Origin of the sequence: Calidifontibacter indicus, assembly GCF_003386865.1 — a bacterium.
In the GTDB taxonomy this organism is placed as follows: domain Bacteria; phylum Actinomycetota; class Actinomycetes; order Actinomycetales; family Dermatophilaceae; genus Yimella; species Yimella indica.
Genome location: NZ_QTUA01000001.1, coordinates 3130170 through 3148860, shown reverse-complemented (window position 1 = coordinate 3148860; position 18691 = coordinate 3130170). Strand labels below are relative to the sequence as shown.

General features: G+C 67.1%; 17 protein-coding genes, 1 tRNA gene and 1 pseudogene. 10 read left to right on the top strand and 9 right to left on the bottom strand.

Going from position 1 to position 18691, the window contains the following annotated elements:
- Positions 1 to 79 precede the first annotated feature (79 nt).
- On the top strand, positions 80 to 3109 hold the full coding sequence (locus DFJ65_RS14935) for a UPF0182 family membrane protein (protein WP_170144113.1): 3030 nt from the start codon (positions 80 to 82) through the stop codon (positions 3107 to 3109).
- A gap of 4 nt (positions 3110 to 3113) precedes the next feature.
- Here the strand turns inward: DFJ65_RS14935 and DFJ65_RS14930 are convergent, their stop codons facing one another.
- Genes DFJ65_RS14930 through DFJ65_RS14920 form a run of 3 tightly spaced genes read right to left on the bottom strand, consistent with a single transcriptional unit; the run spans position 3114 to position 5217 of the window.
- Positions 3114 to 3707 (bottom strand): TetR/AcrR family transcriptional regulator, encoded by a 594-nt coding sequence (locus tag DFJ65_RS14930; protein WP_115923698.1) that lies wholly within the window; start codon positions 3705 to 3707, stop codon positions 3114 to 3116.
- A complete protein-coding gene (locus DFJ65_RS14925; protein ID WP_115923697.1) occupies positions 3704 to 4438 on the bottom strand; it encodes an ABC transporter permease in 735 nt (244 codons plus the stop codon). Before DFJ65_RS14925 ends, DFJ65_RS14930 begins: the two co-directional genes overlap by 4 nt.
- Positions 4435 to 5217: an ABC transporter ATP-binding protein gene (locus DFJ65_RS14920; RefSeq protein ID WP_115923696.1), complete on the bottom strand. Its 783-nt coding sequence runs from the start codon at positions 5215 to 5217 to the stop codon at positions 4435 to 4437. Before DFJ65_RS14920 ends, DFJ65_RS14925 begins: the two co-directional genes overlap by 4 nt.
- Before the next feature lie 193 nt (positions 5218 to 5410).
- Between DFJ65_RS14920 and DFJ65_RS14915 the strand changes: the two genes are divergently transcribed.
- Positions 5411 to 5487, top strand: a tRNA-Met gene (locus DFJ65_RS14915).
- Between the two features lie 192 nt (positions 5488 to 5679).
- Here DFJ65_RS14915 and DFJ65_RS17560 read toward each other — a convergent pair.
- Complete coding sequence (locus DFJ65_RS17560) at positions 5680 to 5847, bottom strand: hypothetical protein (protein ID WP_170144112.1); 168 nt, start codon at positions 5845 to 5847, stop codon at positions 5680 to 5682.
- 147 nt (positions 5848 to 5994) lie between these two features.
- Between DFJ65_RS17560 and DFJ65_RS14910 the strand changes: the two are divergent.
- The 6 genes and pseudogenes from DFJ65_RS14910 to DFJ65_RS14885 all read left to right on the top strand — a co-directional run.
- A pseudogene (locus tag DFJ65_RS14910) lies at positions 5995 to 6870 on the top strand (IS1634 family transposase); the annotation flags it as partial.
- Between the two features lie 322 nt (positions 6871 to 7192).
- Positions 7193 to 7747 carry an RNA polymerase sigma factor gene (locus DFJ65_RS14905; RefSeq protein WP_115923695.1) on the top strand — a complete coding sequence of 185 codons (555 nt, stop codon included), beginning with the start codon at positions 7193 to 7195 and terminating at the stop codon, positions 7745 to 7747.
- Positions 7744 to 8562 (top strand): zf-HC2 domain-containing protein, encoded by an 819-nt coding sequence (locus tag DFJ65_RS14900; protein WP_115923694.1) that lies wholly within the window; start codon positions 7744 to 7746, stop codon positions 8560 to 8562. Before DFJ65_RS14905 ends, DFJ65_RS14900 begins: the two co-directional genes overlap by 4 nt.
- Positions 8563 to 8564: 2 nt before the next feature.
- Positions 8565 to 9425: an ABC transporter ATP-binding protein gene (locus DFJ65_RS14895; protein WP_245950451.1), complete on the top strand. Its 861-nt coding sequence runs from the start codon at positions 8565 to 8567 to the stop codon at positions 9423 to 9425.
- The gene (locus DFJ65_RS14890; protein ID WP_115923692.1) at positions 9422 to 10294 is read left to right on the top strand and encodes a hypothetical protein; all 873 of its coding nucleotides are present in this window, start codon (positions 9422 to 9424) and stop codon (positions 10292 to 10294) included. The genes DFJ65_RS14895 and DFJ65_RS14890 overlap by 4 nt, the downstream gene beginning before the upstream one ends.
- Positions 10295 to 10326: 32 nt before the next feature.
- Positions 10327 to 10935 (top strand): hypothetical protein, encoded by a 609-nt coding sequence (locus DFJ65_RS14885; RefSeq protein ID WP_147301412.1) that lies wholly within the window; start codon positions 10327 to 10329, stop codon positions 10933 to 10935.
- A gap of 328 nt (positions 10936 to 11263) precedes the next feature.
- On the opposite strand, the gene DFJ65_RS14875 is transcribed toward DFJ65_RS14885, so the two are convergent.
- Positions 11264 to 11818, bottom strand: a complete 555-nt coding sequence (locus tag DFJ65_RS14875; protein WP_115923689.1) for a Dps family protein — start codon at positions 11816 to 11818, stop codon at positions 11264 to 11266.
- A 307-nt stretch (positions 11819 to 12125) separates the two neighbouring features.
- Between DFJ65_RS14875 and DFJ65_RS14870 the strand changes: the two genes are divergently transcribed.
- Positions 12126 to 12446 carry a hypothetical protein gene (locus tag DFJ65_RS14870; RefSeq protein WP_115923688.1) on the top strand — a complete coding sequence of 107 codons (321 nt, stop codon included), beginning with the start codon at positions 12126 to 12128 and terminating at the stop codon, positions 12444 to 12446.
- A 16-nt stretch (positions 12447 to 12462) separates the two neighbouring features.
- Here the strand turns inward: DFJ65_RS14870 and DFJ65_RS14865 are convergent, their stop codons facing one another.
- The 3 genes from DFJ65_RS14865 to DFJ65_RS14860 are packed head-to-tail and all read right to left on the bottom strand — an operon-like array spanning position 12463 to position 14439.
- Positions 12463 to 13254: a helix-turn-helix domain-containing protein gene (locus tag DFJ65_RS14865; RefSeq protein WP_211308461.1), complete on the bottom strand. Its 792-nt coding sequence runs from the start codon at positions 13252 to 13254 to the stop codon at positions 12463 to 12465.
- A gap of 25 nt (positions 13255 to 13279) precedes the next feature.
- Complete coding sequence (locus DFJ65_RS17860) at positions 13280 to 13438, bottom strand: hypothetical protein (RefSeq protein ID WP_211308460.1); 159 nt, start codon at positions 13436 to 13438, stop codon at positions 13280 to 13282.
- 32 nt (positions 13439 to 13470) lie between these two features.
- Positions 13471 to 14439 carry an alpha/beta hydrolase gene (locus tag DFJ65_RS14860; RefSeq protein WP_211308459.1) on the bottom strand — a complete coding sequence of 323 codons (969 nt, stop codon included), beginning with the start codon at positions 14437 to 14439 and terminating at the stop codon, positions 13471 to 13473.
- 163 nt (positions 14440 to 14602) lie between these two features.
- Here DFJ65_RS14860 and acmB point away from each other — a divergent pair, with 163 nt between their 5' ends.
- Entirely contained in the window at positions 14603 to 15805 is a 1203-nt protein-coding gene (gene acmB / locus DFJ65_RS14855) for a methyl acetate hydrolase AcmB (RefSeq protein ID WP_245950310.1), read from the top strand.
- A gap of 49 nt (positions 15806 to 15854) precedes the next feature.
- Here acmB and DFJ65_RS14850 read toward each other — a convergent pair whose 3' ends face one another.
- Positions 15855 to 18506, bottom strand: coding sequence for an excinuclease ABC subunit UvrA (locus DFJ65_RS14850; protein WP_115923686.1), 2652 nt, complete (start codon positions 18504 to 18506; stop codon positions 15855 to 15857).
- Positions 18507 to 18691 lie beyond the last annotated feature (185 nt).

The window sequence follows — 18691 nt, the reverse complement described above, 5'->3', positions numbered from 1 at the left end:
GCGACCGGGGGGAACAGACGGCGGCGCGCCGGGTTAGGGTCTGGGCAGACGCACAGGCGCGAGCCCGACGGAGGTACAGGTGAGTTCGGCCGACGACACCCCAGGTGACGAGCGCCCCAGCACGCCGCGGGGCCGCGGTCGGCTGCGTGGTTTCAACACCGGCAGCAAGTGGTTGATCCTTGCCGCCGTGCTGGTCGCCGCCTACCTCGGCATCCGTCTCGGGGCCCGGTTGTGGACCGAGAAGCTGTGGTTCGACGCGATCGGTTACGGCAACGTCTTCCGCAACGAACTGCTCACCAAGATCGGGATGTTCGTGGGCGGTTTCCTGCTCACCGCCGCGCCGGTGTGGCTGGCGATCCGGTTGGCCTACCGGCAGCGTCCGTTCCTGCCGCCGGGCACCCTCGAGCCCGACGCGATGGAACGTTACCGCGCCATGGTGGAGCCGGCGCGCACCTTCGCCTTCGGTGGCATCCCGCTGCTGCTCGGTCTGTTCGGTGGCGCGGTCGCCGGCAGTCAGTGGAAGGTGTTCACGCTTTGGTGGAACGGCGTCGACTTCGGTGTCAAAGACCCGAAGTTCGGCAAGGACATCGGCTTCTTCGTCTTCTCGCTGCCGTGGTGGCAGCTGGTCACCGCGATGCTCACGATGGCGGTGTTGTTCGCGCTCGTCGCGTCGGCGGTCGTCCACTACATCTACGGCGGCATCTCGCTCACTCGTGAACCCGGCTCGAAGTTCACCAGCGCCGCCCGGGTGCAGCTGTCGATCATCGGTGGCGTGTTGGTGCTCGTGCGCGCCGTCGCCTACTGGCTCGACCGCTACGCGTTGACCACCAAGGACTCGCGGCTCATCACGGGCATCGACTACACCGCCGATCACGTGCAGATCCCCACGAAGGCGGTGCTCGCCGTTGCCGCCGTGCTGTGCGCGGGCCTGTTCATCGCGACGATCTGGACCCGCACCTGGCGGTTGCCGGTCATCGGCATTGCGTCGATGGTGGTGCTGACGCTGGCACTGTCGGGCATCTACCCGACCATCATCGCCAACTTCAAGGTCAACCCGAACGCGCGCGCGTTGGAGGCGCCGTACATCGCCCACAACATCGCGGCGACGAAACAGGCGTACGGACTCACGAATCTGCTCGCCACCAACACCGCGCCGGAGACCGACGCCAAACCGGCGGAGCGGCGCAAGGACGCCGCCGCGATTCCCGGCATCCGGTTGGTCGACCCCTACATCATCTCGCCGACATTCCGGAACTACGAGGGACAGAAGCAGTACTACCAGTTCGCCGACGTGTTGGACGTCGACCGGTACAAGGTCGACGGCAAGGAGACCGACGTCGTCGTCGGCGTGCGCGAACTCGACCTGAGCGGGGTGCCGACCGGGCAGCGCAACTGGGTCAACCAGCACACGGTCTACACCCACGGCTACGGCGTGGTCGGTGCCTACGGCAACCAGCGCGGCCCGGAGGGGCAACCCAACTGGGTGGCGTCGGCGATGCCGCAGACCAGCAAGATCGGCACCTTCGAGCCGCGCGTCTACTTCGGCGAGATGAGCCCGTCCTACTCCATCGTCGGAGCCGAGCGCGGTGCGGCTCCGGCCGAGCTCGACTATCCCGACTCGGGCACCGGCGGTGAGCGGCGCACCACCTACACCGGCAACGGCGGAGTGGCGCTCGGTGGGGTCCTCCGCAAGTTGGCCTATGCGGTGAAGTACCAGGAGTACAACTTCCTGTTCTCAGACAGCATCAACGAGCAGTCGCGCATCCTCGACGTGCGCAACCCGGCCGACCGGGTGAAGAAGGTCGCGCCCTGGCTGACGGTCGACGGCGACCCGTACCCGATCGTGGCCGACGGCCGCATCCAGTGGGTCATCGACGGTTACACCACCAGCTCGCGGTACCCCTACTCGCAGATGTCCTCGCTCGACGCGTCCACCGAGGACTCCATCACCACGAACGCCTCCAACGTGCAGTCGATCAAGGCCGGCTCGATCAACTACATCCGCAACTCGGTCAAGGCGACCGTCGACGCCTACGACGGCAGCGTGAAGTTGTACGCGTGGGACGCCTCCGACCCGGTGCTGACCACCTGGCGCAAGGCGTTCGGCGGCACGGTGTTGCCGGTGTCGAAGATGTCGGCCGAAGTACGCGCGCACGTGCGCTACCCCGAGGACCTCTTCAAGGTGCAACGGGAGATCCTCGCGAAGTACCACGTGTCCGACCCGGCCACCTTCTTCAGTGGCACCGACTTCTGGCAGGTGCCGGCCGACACGACCCGCGCGGGCAGCGGCCAGCAGCCGCCGTATTACCTGTCGATCGCGATGCCGGGAGTGACCACCCCGACCTACTCGCTCACGTCGTCCTACATCCCGCTCGGCCGCGGCCGCCAGAACCTCGCGGCCTATCTGTCGGTCGACTCCGATGCGACGCCGGCCCCGGGCAAACCGAACGGGTCGTACGGCACGCTGCGCCTCTGGACGATGCCGCGCAACGTCACGATCAAGGGCCCGGCGCAGTTCCAGAACGACGTCAACACCTCCAACGACTCCTCGACGACCTTCCCGCAGACACTGTCGGTGTTCATGCAGGCGAACGGCGACCGACTGCAACGGGGCAACCTGCTGACCCTGCCGCTGGCCGGCGGACTGCTCTATGTGCAGCCGATCTACGTGAAGGCTTCGGGCACAACGGGATTCCCGCTGCAACGCGCGGTCGTGGTGCAGTTCGGTGAGAAGCTCGCCTGGGGTGTGACCCTGGAGAACGCGCTCGACGACCTGTTCGGTGCCAGCGAATCGGACGGTGGTACGACCGAGCCGAAACCAGGTGATCAGGACACCGTCGAGAAGGCGCTGTCGGACGCCGGTGCCGCCTGGACGCGCGGCCAGGACGCCCTGAAGAAGGGCGACCTGGGCGGCTACCAGAAGGCGATGAACGAGATGAAGGCGGCGCTCGACCGGGTGGTCAAGCTCAATGCGGCGAAGTCGTCGGCGTCGACATCGCCGAGTGCCTCGTCAAGTGCGTCACCGTCGGCGTCCTCGTCACCGGCGTCGACCCCGGCAGCACCGACCGGCACGGCGGCAGCGCCGTCCGGCACCGCGACGTCCGACTGACCGATCACTGCGTAATGGCGCCGGTGAGGTAGCGCTGCAGGTTCGGTGCGACCGCGGCGACGAGGGCGTCGATGTCCGCCGCGCGCAGCGGGGGGAGCGCGAGGATCTCGCGCGTCACGAGCAGGCCGGCGACCTGGCTGGCGAACAGGGTGAGGCGCAGGTCGAGATCGTCGCCGGTGCCGCGCAGGCGCTCGCGGATCGGTGCCAGGATCACGCTGGTCAGCAGGTCGCGCACGAGTTCGTCCTCGCCGCCGGTGAGGGCCTGCCGAAACCGGGCGATCACGCTCGGGCCGGCCGGTGACGCCCACACCTGCAGGATCTGGCGCAGCGTCGTGGCGGCGAGCTCGTCGAGCGGGCAGGTGCGCACCGGTTCGAGCACGGCCGCAGGGTCGGAGGGGAACTCGACGGCGGCCACGAACAGCCCGCGCTTGTTGCCGAAGTAGTGGCTGATCAGTGCGGGGTCGACGCCTGCGCTGTCGGCCACCTGGCGCAAGGTGGTGCGGTCGAAACCGTTGTTGCTGAAGAGTTTCCGGGCCGCTTCGAGGATGTCGTCGCGCGCGGTCGATTCGCCGGAGCGGCGTCCGGTGCGCCGGTTCACCGGGTCTGCCTTGGCATCGACAGGGCGGCCAGGGCCAGCGCGCCGACCGCGAAGAGCGCCAGCATTCCCACATTGCGCAGCACGTCACCCGATGGATCGGCCTGGGCACCGATCGCCTGCAGCGCCTTGACCGCGTACGTCATCGGGAGGGCGTCGGATAGCCACTGCAACACCTTCGGCATGCCGTCGCGCGGGGCGAGCAGGCCGCACAGAAAGATCTGCGGGCCGATCACCAAGGGCATGAACTGCACGGCCTGGAACTCGGTGCGGGCGAAGGCGCTGGCGAGCAGCCCGGTCGCGACGCCGACGATCGATCCCACGACGGCGACCAGTAGCGCCCAGGTGATGGGTCCGGACGGGTCGACACCGAGCAACCAGTGGGTGATGACGACCAGCACGAGACCTTGCACGAAGGCGGCGCACGCGAACGCGAACGCGTAGCCGACGAGCAGGTCGGCGCGGTGCAGTGGTGTGGTGAGCAACCGTTCGAGGGTGCCGCTGGTGCGTTCGCGCAGCATGGCCACCGAGGTCACGAGGAACATCACCAGCATCGGCAGGATGCCGAGCATCGTCAGCGCGATCCGGTCGAAGACTCGGGCGTCGTTGAAGACGAAGTAGAGGAGCGTGATGAGCAGGGCCGGCACCATCACGATGAGGCCCATCGTGCGCTGGTCGGCGCGCAACTGCTGCAGCACGCGCTTGACGGTGGCGAGGGTGATCCGGACGTTCATCGGCGGTCTCCTTGGTGGTCGCTCGCGCGCTTCGGACCGGCGTTGCCGCGACGGATCAGTGACAGGAACGCGGCGTCCATCGTCGACTCGCCGGTGCGGTCGAGCAGTTCCTGCGGCGGTAGGTGGGCCAGCAGCCGTCCGTCGCGCATCAGCAGCACGCTGTCGCAGCGGGCGGCTTCGTCCATGACGTGGCTGGAGACGAGCAGGGTCGCGCCGGCGTCGGCGAGCCGCCGGAAGTGGGTCCAGATCTCCTCGCGGGTCACCGGGTCGAGCCCGACGGTCGGCTCGTCGAGCACGAGTAGTTCGGGATCGCCGACGAGCGCGCAGGCCAGCGAGGCGCGACTGGCCTGCCCGCCACTGAGGTTCTCGACGGTGCGGTCGGCGTGATCGGCGAGCCCGACGGTGTCGATCGCCCGATCGGCGGCGTGCGGGGTCGACCCCTGGATGGCGGCGAAGTAGCGGGCGTTCTGGCGGACGGTGAGGTCGCGGTAGACGCTGACGGCTTGGGTGACGTAGCCGAGGCGGTGGCGCAAGGCATGGTCGGTCGGGGAGTGGTCGAGCACGTCGAGGTGGCCGCTCTCGATGCGCTGCACGCCGACGATGCTGCGCATCAGGGTCGTCTTGCCGCAGCCCGACGGTCCCATGAGACCGACGACGGTGCCGCGCGGCACGTCGAACGACAAACTGCGCAGCACCTCGTTGCCGGCGCGGGCCACCACGAGGTCGCGGGCGTAGACCGCGCCGCGCGTCGGGAATTCAGCAGGCGATGAATTCATCATGTATTGAAATATCCTCTCGGCCCGTCGTGGCGTCAAGGCTTCCGTGTCGGTTGTTGTGGTGATCGTCACGGTTGGTGGTCGAATTTGGCTGCGGCAGAGCAATATTGCTGGATCGTGCTCGGATCACTCGAATGGACGGCCGGGGTCGATTTGGTGAACAGCGCCGTCGCCACGTATGGTTGGGACATACCGACGCGGGGTGGAGCAGCTCGGTAGCTCGCCGGGCTCATAACCCGGAGGTCGCAGGTTCAAATCCTGCCCCCGCTACCAAAGCCGGCTTACTCCAACTGGTGACCTTCGGGTCATCGTGGAGTCAAGCGGCATCGGACAGATCCTCGGAGTTTTCTCCGGGGATCTTTTCGTTGTTCGGACTCAAGTTGGAGAACGGTTCGTTGAGGGTGGCGAAGGAGACGGTGCCTCGATCGTCAAGCCAGATGCGAGTGAAAATGGCGCGGTCGACGTTCAGCGCCGTCGGCCGTCGGCCATCGTCCCGGTTGACGGAGTCGGTGAGGCTGGCGTCGGGTCCCGGAGGAAGCGCAGTTCGTCGAGCAAGCCGGAATCGAAGCTGTGCATGAGGCAGGTTTCGGCGAACCGCAACTGGTTGTACGGGAACCGGCCCGCGATGCCCATGAGGTAGAGCTACCCGACGATGTCCGCCCGGAACAGCCGGAAGCTCAGCCCAGCCGGGTCGAACCCGGCGCGTTCGAGTTCCGTGCAGTGCCAGGGTCGCCAGTTCCGGCTCGTCGTCGAGGTTGAAGCTGAGGCCGAGCTTGACGTGGTGGACGTCGTGCCGAGGCGGAACTGGCCGCGTTGATGGAGGCCGGCCGGGCCAAGATCCACGCCGGCCAAGGAGAATTGGACCTCGGCTTCGGCTCGAAACACAACGCGGGTAGGGATCCGCGGCAGGCCGTGGTCACGGCCAAGACTTCCCGGTTGTTGCTGCAGGTGTTACGGGATGCGTGGGAGACGCTGGGATTCGACGCGATTGATGATGAGGCGTTCTTTCAACTGGTTGCTGCCCGGTTGATCGAACCGACCTCGATGACTGACTCGGCTCGTGTCCTGGGCGAGGTCGGCCTGGCGCCGGTGCATCGCTCGAGCATGAAACGGGCCCTGACTCGCTGCGTGGGTCGCGGGTACCGGGACGTGGTCGCGGCCAAGTGTTTCGCGCATGCCGCGACTGCTGGGGATGTGACGTTGTGCCTGTACGACGTCACCACGTTGTATTTCGAGGCCGAGCACGAGGACGACCTACGCAAGGTCGGCTATTCCAAGGAATGCCGGGTCGACCCGCAAGTCGTGGTCGGGTTGCTCGTCGACCGGCACGGATTCCCGTTGGAGATCGGCTGCTTCGAAGGCAACAAGGCCGAAACCGCGACGGTCGTGCTGATCGTGCTGATCGTGGCCCAGCTCGCTGACCGGCACAACCTGGCCGATATCGCGATCGTTGCCGACGCGGGGATGCTGTCCGCGACCAACCTGACCGCTTTGGACCAGGCCGGCCTGCGGTTCATCGTCGGGTCCCGCGTCACGAAGGCACCCGCGGATTTGGAGTCGCATTTGCGGTGGCACGGTGACGCGTTCACCGACGGGCAGCTCATCGACACGATCACCCCACGCACAGCCACCCACGCAGCCCGAGCAGTCAATGACCGGAGGCACTGATCTCCCGCGCGGTGAGATCTTGCTGATTCGTAGAGCATCGGGTGTACCCGACAAGCAGGGCGCTGATTGCGCACCTCCAGGGTGGGCCAGGTCGAGCCACGGAATGTGACCGACTCGGGCAGCGGCCGAGCCCGACCCTTCAGCAAGCGCCTCGCGCAACCCCGCGACAACCACCGCCCCGAATTCCGATGGGCTCGCGGAGCGACCCGGTGCGGGATCGGGCCGTGGCACTCGTCACCGTCTTGGGGAAGCAGGAAATCAGTCGCGCTCGGCGTGATCCGTTCGGGGCTCGGCGCGCGACAGTGTGTGCATGGAGCAGTTGAGTGACGCGGATCTCTTGCGCCTCGTGGCCGATCAGGACGAGGCCGCGTTGCGTCAGCTGGTCGAGCGCCACTCGGCGTGGCTGCTGCTCAGACTGCGGAGGCGTACCCCGGATGCGGACCTGGCCGCCGAGGCGCTCCAGGACACGTTCGTCGCCATCTGGAAGGCGCCGGACTCGTTCCGAGGTGACGGTGACCTGGGTGCCTGGTTATGGGGCATCGCGATCCGGCAGCTGGTGACCCGGTTGCGCAAGAGGGCGCAGCCGACGCCGGTCACCAGCCGGGTCATCTCCGCGCTGAGCCCGACCGTCAGGAGCGCGGAGGACGAGCTGCTCGTGGCCGTCGAGTACGGCACCGTCGGCGACGCCATCCGGTCGCTCTCGCCCGAGCTGCGGCAGGTCCTCCAGGCGACGGTCATCGACGGGCTCTCCACGAGGGAGGCGGCCCGGTTGCTCGGGATCCCTCAGGGCACGGTTAAGAGCCGGGCCCGCATAGCCAAGTCCAAGTTGCGCGAGCAGCTCATCTCCGGGGAGGCATTCTCATGACGTGGCACGTGGAGACCCCCGTATGGGAGGCGTATGCCGCTGGTCGGCTCGACCCTGCCGCAGAGGCGAGTGTGGAGACCCACCTCACCGGTTGCAGTGTGTGCCGCTCAGCGGCGGCCACGCTCGCTCCAGACCTCGCTCCAGCGGTCTGGGCCGACGTGCGCACCGCGATCTCTGAGCGGGCACTGCCCTGGCCGCTGCGCGTCCTGCGCCGCCTCGGCGCACGTGATGACGATCTCGTCGTGGTGTCTGCTGCGGACTCACTGTTGGTCCCCTGGGCGATGGCCGTGGGTCTCTCCGTGGTGTGTGCCTGTGTGGTGGGACTCGCCGGGCTCGGAGCACAGAACAGGGACGCGGCCTTCCTGGCTCTCGCACCCCTCATCCCCGTGCTCGCGGTCGCGGCGTCGTTCGACGCGCTCGACCCAGTGCGCGAGTTGACCGCGCCGACGCCGTACAGCAAGCTGCGGATGGCACTGCTTCGCGCGAGCGCGGCGCTGTCCGTGGCGCTGCCTGCAACGCTGGCGGTGGGACTGCTCGTGCCCCACATGAGCGACCTCGCGTTCGTTTGGCTCACTCCCTCGCTGGGACTGACCGTGGCGGCGCTCGTGCTGCTGACGTGGTTCGAGGCCCGGGTCGCCGGCGGTCTCGTGGCAACGGGCTGGGTGGCCTGCGTGATGGCCCTGCGCAGCGGCGGAGACCTGGCCACGCTGACCTCACCGGCTGTTCAGGCGGCGTTCGTCGTCGGCGGGGCCCTCCTCGCCGTGACGCTGGTGCTCCGCACCTCCACCCTTCGCATCCAGGGAGGCGACCTGTGAGCATGACCGCATCGCTCGACGGAGTGTCCAAGCAGTACGGACGGACGGTGGCCCTGTGGCCGACGACGCTCAGCCTCCGCCCTGGTGTGGTGGGCCTGCTCGGGCCGAATGGCGCAGGCAAGACGACGATCCTGAGGCTGCTGTCGACGTCGTTGCCGCCGAGCACCGGCCGCATTACCGTGGTTGGCTTCGACGCGACCGAGTCGCACGCCAACAGGATCGAGGCGCGGCGGCGGATCGGCTACTGCCCGCAGGAGGTGGACTTCCCGCGCGGCATGACCGGATTCGGGTTCCTCGACTACGTTGCGGTGCTGAAGGAGTGGCAGGACCGTGCACCCCGCCACGCCGAGGTCGAGCGGGTCCTCGACCTGGTGCATCTGGGCGACCGCGGCGCCATAAAGATCTCCAAGCTCTCCGGCGGCCAGCGCCGGCGCCTTGCCATCGCGCAGGCACTGCTCGGCTCACCCGACCTGCTCATCCTCGACGAGCCCACCACTGGCCTCGACCCCGAGCAACGAGCCTCCCTGCGAGGCCTCCTGTCCGGCCTCGCCGGCACGGTCGTCATCTCGACGCACCAGACCGAGGACGTCTCGGCCCTGTGCGACCGGGTGCTCGTCATCGACACCGGGAGGATCTGCTTCGACGGCACGGTGCCCGAGCTGCTGGCCACGGCAGTCGGCCGTGTCCATGTGGGGCCCTCCGCCAATGCCGGTGCGGCCCAGACCTGGAAGACCGGAACCGGGCTGATCCGGTCCGTTGGGGGACAGCCCGCTCCCGACTCCTCAGCCCTCGACCCTTCGGTCGAGGACGCCTACCTGCTGCTCCGCACGGACCGGCACACCTCACAAGGAGTCACACCATGAGTACCACCGCGATGCGAGGGTCGGCCCTGGGCGTCCTCGCCCGCCAGGAGATCCGCAACTACCTCCAGCAGAAGCTGTTCTGGCTCGGCGCCGCCATCACCGTCCTCTACATCGTGCTCATCGTCCTCGATGCCGACGAGACGTTCGGCGAGAGTACGACGCTCTACATGATCGCGCCCGGGGCCGCACTCGGGGTGCTGGGAATGGTCACCATGTTCGGGCTCACCCGGCGATCCGACCGGGCTGCGGAGGCTGCAGGTGCCGTCGCCATCCCCGAACGCACCCGCAGCTTGGCACTTGCGGCGGCCACGGTGGTGCCGGCCTCCCTGGCGCTGGTCGCCTTCGGCTTCGCGGTCGTCTATTACTACCTTGACCCGCCCGAGGCGCACACGGTCTGGCCGGAGATCAGCGACCTCTACGTGCACGCGACACAGTTCGGAGCCGGGGTCATGTGCGCGATCGGTGGTCCGATCCTCGGACTGCTGCTGGCCCGCTACCTGCCCAAGCGGGGGGTGGCCGCGGTCGCCGCTGTCGTCTTGGTCTTGGTCACGATCCTGATGCAGGGGTTGCTCGAGGGCGGTCAGCCCTACCGTGTGTTCTGGTTCTGGACCTACTTCCACGGTCCCTACACCGCCGACGGCGAGCACTGGGCTCGGCTGCCGGGGAACCCGTTCCTGTGGGTCGCCTACCTGGCCGTCCTCTGCGTCCTCGCAGTGGTGGTAGCCGTCTACCACGACCCCGAGTCGGACCGCCCCCGACTCAAGAAGGCCGTCTTCGGTCTCCTAGCCCTCGCGGTGGTCCTGGGTGTGCTGTCCATGACCGTGGGGTACACCGGGATCGTGACCAACCCCCTGCCGGGCGAGTTCTGATGCTCGGGTACGCCGCCAGGGCGGTCCCGTGGATGCGGGTCGCAGTGGCGGCGATCCTGGTGGTCGTGCTCATGGAGCTGGTGCGGTGGGACGCGTGGATGCTCTGGCCCTTGCAGGGCACCGCCGTCGGGCTGCTGGCCGCAGCGGCCGCCTGGTGCTTCGACGAGCAGGCCGGCATCGTCGTCGACGTCGCACCCCGAACCCTTGCTTGGCGTTCGGCGTCGCGCGGGCTCGGCGTACTCGTGCTGTTCCTTGCGTGGGTGGCCGTCGTTCTCCACGCCGGCGACACGGCGCTGTTCGGGCACCGGAACGCCGTGCTGCTCCAGGGACTCGCGGCACTCGTGGCCGGTGCGGGGTACGCGTGCTGGCGCCGCTCGCTGGGCGAACCCATGCCGGGACTCCTGTTCGCAGGAGTGGCTGTGCCGGCGACCACCGCCTGGGCTCTGCTCCATCCGTTCGACGAGCACCTGGTGGTGTTCCCGTACGGCAGTGCTTCGGAGACCGACTGGCAGGTCAGCGTCATCGGCTGGAGCCTCCTGGGCGTCTGTGCGGCGGTGCTTATCGCAGCGGCGTTGGCGGAGGCGCCCTGGTGGGGCAGAGGTCACGCACACCGAGGCGGGTTGCCCACGAGGTCCGTCTGAATCGATGTCCACCAGACGGGGTCAACCCCAGTTTCGGTGCGTGGCGAACCGGCGGCCAGGACAGCAGCGGGAAAAAAGCCACTGAACTCGTCCACGACGAAGTCGCCGGTCGTCCGGTCGGCAACAGCGCTGCCCACCTACGGCCGGCTCAGCAGAACCTGACGGCCGTGGTCGGCCAGTTCGATGGCGGCGAGCAGGCCATGATGGCCACCGCCTACCACGACTGCCTCGTATGCGTTCATGCGGAACGATCTCTCATCGGGTCGGCGGTGGTCAGCCGCGGGAGCGACCGGTGATCCAGATGGTCCTCAGACATGATCAACCGTGCTCAGACCTTGCGGGTCTTTGCGGCAGCGTCCTTCTCTGTGGCCGTACCGGCGTCCTTGAGCTCTCCGGCGAACGACTCGAGGTGAGCGCGCACGAACCACTGGAACTTCTCGAGTTCGCCGGTCTGTCCGATGATGAGGTCCTGCGTGACGAGGTCGAGGTCGTCGAGTTCCTCGATCGCCTTGCGGTTGGAGCTGATGACTCCGTCGTACACCTTGTCGAGGGCGCCCAAGTGTGCACCGACGGTGTCACGTTCGATGGCGTAGTCGTCCCACGTGCGGTCGCGCTCGATGTCGCTGACGCGGCCGCCGGGGGAGGCGCCCATTGCGGCAATGCGCTCGGCCACTGCGTCGGCGTACCCGCGTACCAGCTCCACCTGCGGGTCGATCATTTCGTGGACGCCGATGAAGTGAGCACCGACGACGTTCCAGTGCGCGTGCTTCAGGGTGAGGTGCAGGTCGTTGTAGGACGACAGGCGCACCTGCAGGATCTTGATGATCTCGTCCGACTTCTTCTTCGTCAGACCGGGCAATGTGAAGGTCGACTTCTCAACCACGAGATGTCCTTCCGTTGATCGCGTATGTGCCGGTCAGGCACTTGTTTTCATCAAAGCACCGCGAACGGCTGTCATGGCCTCCCCGGACTGACTCATCAGGGTGGTTACGCGATCAGGGTTGTCGACAGTCTTCGGCTGGAGCGGGATCAGAATGTCCAGGACCTGTGACGGATCGTCCAGCCGGTCACCACGACCACTGCTTGCCTCACCCTGACCCAAGGCATAGGCACCGTCGAGGGCCGGGCGCATCGAGGTGGACGGGTCGCTGACCTGTGGACCGCCGGCCAGCCGTAGAAAACCGGCCAGCGTGCGGAAGTACCGGCAAGAGATCCACGCCAACGAACTACTCCTGCTGGCCTACTACATCGCCGCCGTCAACATCGAGTCCGCGTTCCTCGACGCCAAACGAGAAGCCGGCCTCGAACGCCAACCGCAGTACGAATCCTTCCCCGGTCCGGTGCTCACCGACACTTTCCCGTCCTACGAACCCGGCGACCGGCTCGACGACAACGTCTTCGGCGACGGGATGGTGCGCATCGCCAAGGCGAGAGGCTGGACGCTTCCCGGCGAGTCGGCCCGAGTCGGAGTGCGGGCGATCAAACGCCGCTACCCGCGCCAATCCTCCTGAACCACAGCGGATCTGCTCACCCCGTCATGGCGGCCGGGGCGGGCAGGTCGAGCACAGTCGACCGACTGAGTCGATGCATGAGGAAGGCTGTGCCCAGGCGGGTGCGGCCGAAACCCTGCAACGGATCGAAGCCGAGACCGGTCCTGAGCGTGTCGCAGCGGGCTTGCAGTGTGCTGTGGTGGATGTCCAGTTCACGGGCCGCTTCCCGAACACTCTGTGTCGTCACCAGCGCCTCGACGGTCTCCAACGCCCACGGATGCTGTTGCGCGACAAGGGTGAGACTGTCGGCGTAATCATGCTGGGCGTCGTCGTCGGCGTCAGCCAACAGTTCGATCAGGCCGCCGTAGTCATCGGCTACGACCATCGGCTCACGCGGCGGAACACACAGCCGCAGCGCGACCAGCGCGCTGCGGAACGACCGGTCGAGCCCGTGCACGGAAGCGGCGATCCCGATGCCTCCCGGAGCGGCCCGGAACGGCTCGAAGATCTCGGGGACGACGACGACATGGATCGGACCGAAGCGCGTGCCGATCACGTCCTCGGGCCAGCATGGGCGACCCTCCCAGACAGCGAACAGCGGCGCGGCGACGATGCGGTAGCGGCGCGCGGCCACCAGTCCGAGCGCCCCGGCGGCGTCGAGCCGTTCCTCGACACTGCTGGTGCGCTCGGTCAGCACGCCGAGGTGGCGACGGTTGTCGATCTCGCGCTGACCGCGTCCGTGTCTGATGCGCACAGCGAGCGCGAGCCGTTCGAGGATGATCGCATTGTTGGCCAGCGGCGCTTCGTCCCGCTCGAGCCAGACGAGCATGTCGTCTCCCGCCCGGGCGAGGCGATCATCGCGCGGCCGTGCATCCGGCCAGCGAGGCAGCCGCGGCCAGCAGTGCCCGGGTGTTGACGTTTCCCACGATGAGCTCGTCGAAGCAGGCGATGACTCGCAGGCCGAGGCTCGAATTGGGGTCGAGGCGCGCGATGCGTCCGAGGAGTTCTTGCATCTCAGTGCTCCTGGCGAGATCGGGCCGGCCGATCAGTCGGCAAGGATCTTCTCCACCCAGGCGTTGCGGGTGCGGATCATCGAACGCCCCACGCTGGTGTGCGGCGCGAAGATGTCGCACGCGTGGAAGGCGCCCGACCACACGTGCAGTTCGGCATCGCCCCCTGCCGCCCAGATGCGTCCGGCGTAGTCGATGGCCTCGTCGCGGAAGATCTCGGCGGCGCCGACGTCGATGAACGCCGGCGGCAGTGCGCTGAGGTCGCCCGCCCGGGCCGGTGCGGCGTAGGCAGACACGTCGTCGCCACCACGGCGATCGCCGAGGAGCGCCTGCCACGCAGTTTGATTGCTCACCCGGTCCCAGACGCCGATGCCGTCGAACTGTCCGGTCGACGCGGTGATCAACCGGTCGTCGAGCATCGGGTAGTCGAGCAGTTGGCCGCAGGGCCGCGGGCCGCCCCGGTCGCGTGCAGCAAGGGCGATGCCGGCCGCGAGTCCGCCACCGGCACTGGCGCCGGCGACGAGAATGCGATCGCGACGTACGCCCAAGTTGCCCGCCTCGGCGGCGACCCATTCCAGGGCTGCGTACATGTCCTCCCACGGGTAGGGGTCGGGAAACTCCGGCGCGAGCCGGTAGTCGACCGTGATGACGATCGCGCCCAGATCGCTGACCCAATCGAGCACGAGGTCGAGACCGCTGAACTTGTCGCCGAACATCAACCCACCCGAATGCGCGTAGAGCACCGTCGGACGCGGCCCCTGTGCGTCGCGCGGTCGGAGAACGGCGGCCGTGAGGTCGCCGCCCTGGTAGCCGGGCAGGACGACGTCCGTGACGTCAATACGATGCTGCCGGAACAGATCGTTCATCGGCGGGGACGCGTAGGAGAGCCGCATGAAGTCGATGAGTTCCGGGGTGATGGTCGGCGGGAACATGCCGCCCACGACCGCAAATCCGGCGCGCAGCTCGGCGTCGAACCCGGGCCGCGGCACCGCGTTCACCGTCATGGGGCCTCCTTCGTGCCGACAAGTCTTCGAAGTCTATTGCGGTGCCTCGCACCGCACACCCGCCATTTGGCGGGGTGGGGTCGTCGATCTGCGACGCTGCGGCGGTTGTCGCCTGCGTCACACTTACGCGAAGGTTGATCCACACCGAACGAAAGGAAGATCAGTGAGCGACAACCTGACTACCGCGGTCGACGCCGTCGTCCAGCGCGCTTCGCAGGGCCCGAACTCCGGGGAAGGGCGAGTGCCGGGCGTCGTCGCCGGTATTACCGGCCGGGACAAGGACATCTACCTCGGCGCGTCCGGCGTGCGCGACCTGTCTTCCGACGCCGAAATGACGACCGACACGTCCTTCAACATCTGGTCGACGACGAAGGCGATCACCGCAACCGCCTGCCTCCAGCTGGTGGAGTCGGGCGACCTCGACCTGCAGGCGCCGGCGAAGGAGTACGCGCCCGCCCTCGCCGACGTCAAGGTCATCGACGGCTTCGACGCGAACGGTCAGCCGATCTTGCGTGCGCCGGCCAGCGACGTCACCACCCACCACCTGTTGACGCACACCGCGGGCTTCGGGTACGACTTCTTCAACGAGACCTACAAGCGCCTCGCCGACGAGCACGGCCAGCCGAGCGTGGCCACCGCGACGCGCGCCGCGCTGAACTCTCCGCTGCTGTTCGACCCTGGCACCCAGTGGGAGTACGGCAGCAACATCGACTGGGCCGGCCAGGTGGTCGAAGGCATCACCGGCAAGCGCCTCGGCGAGGTGTTCCAGGAGCGCATTTTCGCGCCTCTGGGCATGACGTCCTCAGCCTTCGCGCCGACCGAGGAGATGCTCTCGCGACAGGTTCGGCACCACCAGCGCGAGGACGACGGCACGCTCACCCCGAGCGAGTTCGCGACCCCCACCACGCCCGAGGTCGACTTCGGCGGGCACGGTCTGTTCTCGACCGTGCCCGACTATCTGAAGTTCATCCGCATGTGGCTCAACGAGGGACGCAGCGCCTCCGGCGAGCAGGTGCTGTCGCCGGCCTCTGTCGACCTCGGCTTCACCAACCAGCTTCCCGACAATCTCCAGGTCAAGCTGCTACCGGGCGTCATCAAGTGGCTCTCGAACGACGCCGAGTTCTTCCCCGGTCTGAAGAAGACGTGGTCGTACAGCTTCCAGTACACCGAGGACCCGTTCCCGACCGGACGACCCGCCGGCGCCATCGGCTGGGCCGGCTTGGCCAACCTCTTCTACTGGATCGACCGCGACAACGGCTTCGGAGGCTACTGGGCGACGCAGATCTTCCCGTTTGGCGACGGTCCCTCGTTCACCGGGTACCTCGACTTCGAAACCGCTGCGTACCAAGCGTTTACCAAGAGCTGATCGTTCTGGCGCCCGGACGACCGGTCGACCCCCGTCGGTCGATCGGTCGTCAAGCCGCAACGATCAGTTTGATCGCCGCGGCAAGGTATTGCGCGGACGCGCCGACGCCGTTCTCGGCAACCTGTGCAGGAGTTCCGGCGGCGACGACTGTGCCGCCATCATCGCCGGCGCCGGGTCCGAGGTCGATGACGTAGTCGGCTGCTGCGACCACCCGCATGTCAAGTTCCACCGCGACGACGGTGTTTCCTGCGTCGACCAGGGTTTGCAGATGCGTCACGAGCCGGTCAGCGTCAGCGCAGTGCAGGCCCGAAGTTGGTTCGTCGAGAACATACAAGGTGTCCCCTCGTTGTGCGCGCTGGAGCTCGCTTGCGAGCTTCACGCGTTGTGCCTCACCTCCAGACAGCTCGGTTGCCGGTTGTCCGAGTCGCAAGTATCCGAGACCCACGTCGGACAGTGCAGTTAGTGAGCGGGTGATGTCGTCTTCGCCGTCAAAGAACGCGTGGGCGTCCTCAACGCTCATCGCGAGCACGTCAGCGATGGTGCGCTCCCGCCAAGTGATCTCGAGGGTCGAGGCTTTGTACCGGGTCCCGTGACAGTCGGGGCATTCGGTGTACACGGATGGGAGGAAGAGTAGCTCGACCATCACGGACCCTTCGCCCTCACAGGTGGGGCAGCGGCCGCCGGAGACATTGAAGGAGAAACGGCCGGGCTTGTACCTACGCGAGCGAGCCTCGGGCGTCTCAGCAAAGCGTCGACGGACGTGGTCGAACAAGCCCGTATATGTTGCGATGTTCGATCGGGGGGTTCGGCCGATGGGTCGTTGATCGATGTTGACAACCCGCCGGACCCCCTCGAGAGAGCCGTCGAGGACACCGTCGAGCCGCTCTGGGGTATCGGCAAGGAGCAGCTCGTCGCCGGTCGATTCGTCCTCCGCCGCAACGCTGTGACCGAGGCGGTCACCGACGAGAGCCGGGAGGGCCTGGCTGACCAAGCTCGACTTGCCGGAACCCGAGACTCCGGTGACCGCGGTGAAAACACCCATGGGAATGTCGATGGAGACGCCGTGCAGGTTGTTACGAGTCACGTCCTTCAAGTGGAGCCACCCGCGCGGGTCGCGAGGGGTGTGCGGGGGCAGTCCACTGCCACCGAAGAGGTAGCCGCGTGTGACTGACTCCTTGACGTCGGCAAGCCCGTCGGTAGGGCCGCTGTAGAGAACGCAGCCGCCATGCTCGCCGGCGCCGGGGCCGATGTCCACGAGCCAGTCCGCGTGCCGCATGACATCGACAGAGTGTTCGACGACGAACAGGCTGTTTCCGCTTTTCTTGAGCCCGTCGAGGATCTTCAAGAGCGCTGTCACGTCTTGTGGGTGAAGGCCTGCGGATGGTTCATCGAGGACATAGACGACGCCGAACAGGTCGGAGCTGAGCTGTGTGGCGAGCCTGATTCGTTGCAACTCGCCACCCGACAGGGTCGGGGTGGTTCGACTCAACGACAGATACCCGAGGCCAAGATCGGTCAGTGGGCGGAGTCGCTCGATCAGCCCGGAAGCGAGCCGGGACGCAGCGGCGCGCTTCTCCGGCGAACGGTTTGCGGTGCGGCGCACATCGGGTGCGGCGGCGTGCGCGGACCCTCCGGCGGCGATGCGCTGCTCCGTGGCTGCGCGGCGGGAATCGGCATGCAGCACAGCACCATTCGGAACGGTCTCGGCCTGTTGCGCTCCCGCAACAACGTCGGAGAGCATGTCAGCAAGCTCTCGAAGCGGCAACTGCGAGAACTCCGCGATGTCCAGGCCCTCGAACGTGACCGAGAGCGCTTCAGGCTTCAGCCGCTTCCCGTGACAGGCCGGGCATAGGGCAGCCTCGAGAAACTGCGCGACGCGACGCTTCATCGACGCGCTCTTCGAGTTCGCGAATGTGTCCAACACATACCGGCGGGCTCCGACGAAGGTGCCCGAGTAGCTCGGCTCGACCCCGGCCTTGATCGCGGCGCGAGCCTCAGCAAGCGTCAACCGGGAGTGGACCGGAACGAACGGGGTCTCGTCCGTGTAAAGGATCCAGTCCCGGTCTTTTCGTGGCAGATCTTTCCACGGCACGTCAACGTCATACCCGAGGGCCACCAACACGTCGCGGAGCTGGTGTCCGTGCCATGCCGTCGGCCAGGACGCGATCGCGCGCTCCCGGATCGTGAGCGACGGATCCGGCACCATCCGCTCCTCGGGCACCGCGTAGACACGACCAATGCCGTGACATTCCGGGCAGGCCCCCTGCACCGTGTTCGCAGAAAAATCCTCCGCGTAGAGCATCGGCTGCCCATCCGGGTAGTCCCCGGCGCGGGAGTACAGCATCCGCACGAGACTGGACACCGTGGTGATGCTTCCCACCGTGGACCGGGCACTGCGTCCTCCACGCTGCTGCTGCAACGCCACGGCCGGCGGCATCCCGGTGATGGAGTCAACATCGGGAACGCCCGCCTGGTCGATCAGACGGCGAGCGTACGGTGCCACCGACTCCAAATACCGTCGCTGTGACTCCGCGTACAGCGTCCCAAACGCCAACGATGACTTCCCGGAACCCGACACGCCCGTGAACACCACTAACGAGTCCCGCGGAACGGAGAGGTCCACATTCCGCAGGTTGTGCTCCCGAGCACCCGAGACTCGAACCTGCGCGTCGGCGGCGGGTGAAGAATCAGACGAAGGCATGACCGGATCGTACTGACCTGTGAGTAGCTTCGTTTTGTGTCGTCGTTTCGCTGCGATCGGTGTCGGGTTAGGTGGTGCCGATGACGAGGGTGCTGCGGGCGGCTTCGACGACGTCGTTGGGTGATGACGTCGAGCTCGTTGGGGTCTGCTGCATGTGCGCCGGCGTCGTGGCGACAGTACGCATC

Coding starts and splice junctions, on each gene's coding strand:
- DFJ65_RS14890 (WP_115923692.1), top strand. CDS start 9,422: ATGAGTACCACCGCGATGCGAGGGTCGGCCCTGGGCGTCCTCGCCCGC.
- DFJ65_RS14860 (WP_211308459.1), bottom strand. CDS start 14,439: ATGACGGTGAACGCGGTGCCGCGGCCCGGGTTCGACGCCGAGCTGCGC.
- DFJ65_RS14885 (WP_147301412.1), top strand. CDS start 10,327: ATGCGGGTCGCAGTGGCGGCGATCCTGGTGGTCGTGCTCATGGAGCTG.
- DFJ65_RS14925 (WP_115923697.1), bottom strand. CDS start 4,438: ATGAACGTCCGGATCACCCTCGCCACCGTCAAGCGCGTGCTGCAGCAG.
- DFJ65_RS14850 (WP_115923686.1), bottom strand. CDS start 18,506: ATGCCTTCGTCTGATTCTTCACCCGCCGCCGACGCGCAGGTTCGAGTC.
- DFJ65_RS17860 (WP_211308460.1), bottom strand. CDS start 13,438: ATGCAAGAACTCCTCGGACGCATCGCGCGCCTCGACCCCAATTCGAGC.
- DFJ65_RS14905 (WP_115923695.1), top strand. CDS start 7,193: ATGGAGCAGTTGAGTGACGCGGATCTCTTGCGCCTCGTGGCCGATCAG.
- DFJ65_RS14900 (WP_115923694.1), top strand. CDS start 7,744: ATGACGTGGCACGTGGAGACCCCCGTATGGGAGGCGTATGCCGCTGGT.
- DFJ65_RS14920 (WP_115923696.1), bottom strand. CDS start 5,217: ATGATGAATTCATCGCCTGCTGAATTCCCGACGCGCGGCGCGGTCTAC.
- DFJ65_RS14895 (WP_245950451.1), top strand. CDS start 8,565: ATGACCGCATCGCTCGACGGAGTGTCCAAGCAGTACGGACGGACGGTG.
- DFJ65_RS14865 (WP_211308461.1), bottom strand. CDS start 13,254: ATGCTCGTCTGGCTCGAGCGGGACGAAGCGCCGCTGGCCAACAATGCG.
- DFJ65_RS17560 (WP_170144112.1), bottom strand. CDS start 5,847: ATGGGCATCGCGGGCCGGTTCCCGTACAACCAGTTGCGGTTCGCCGAA.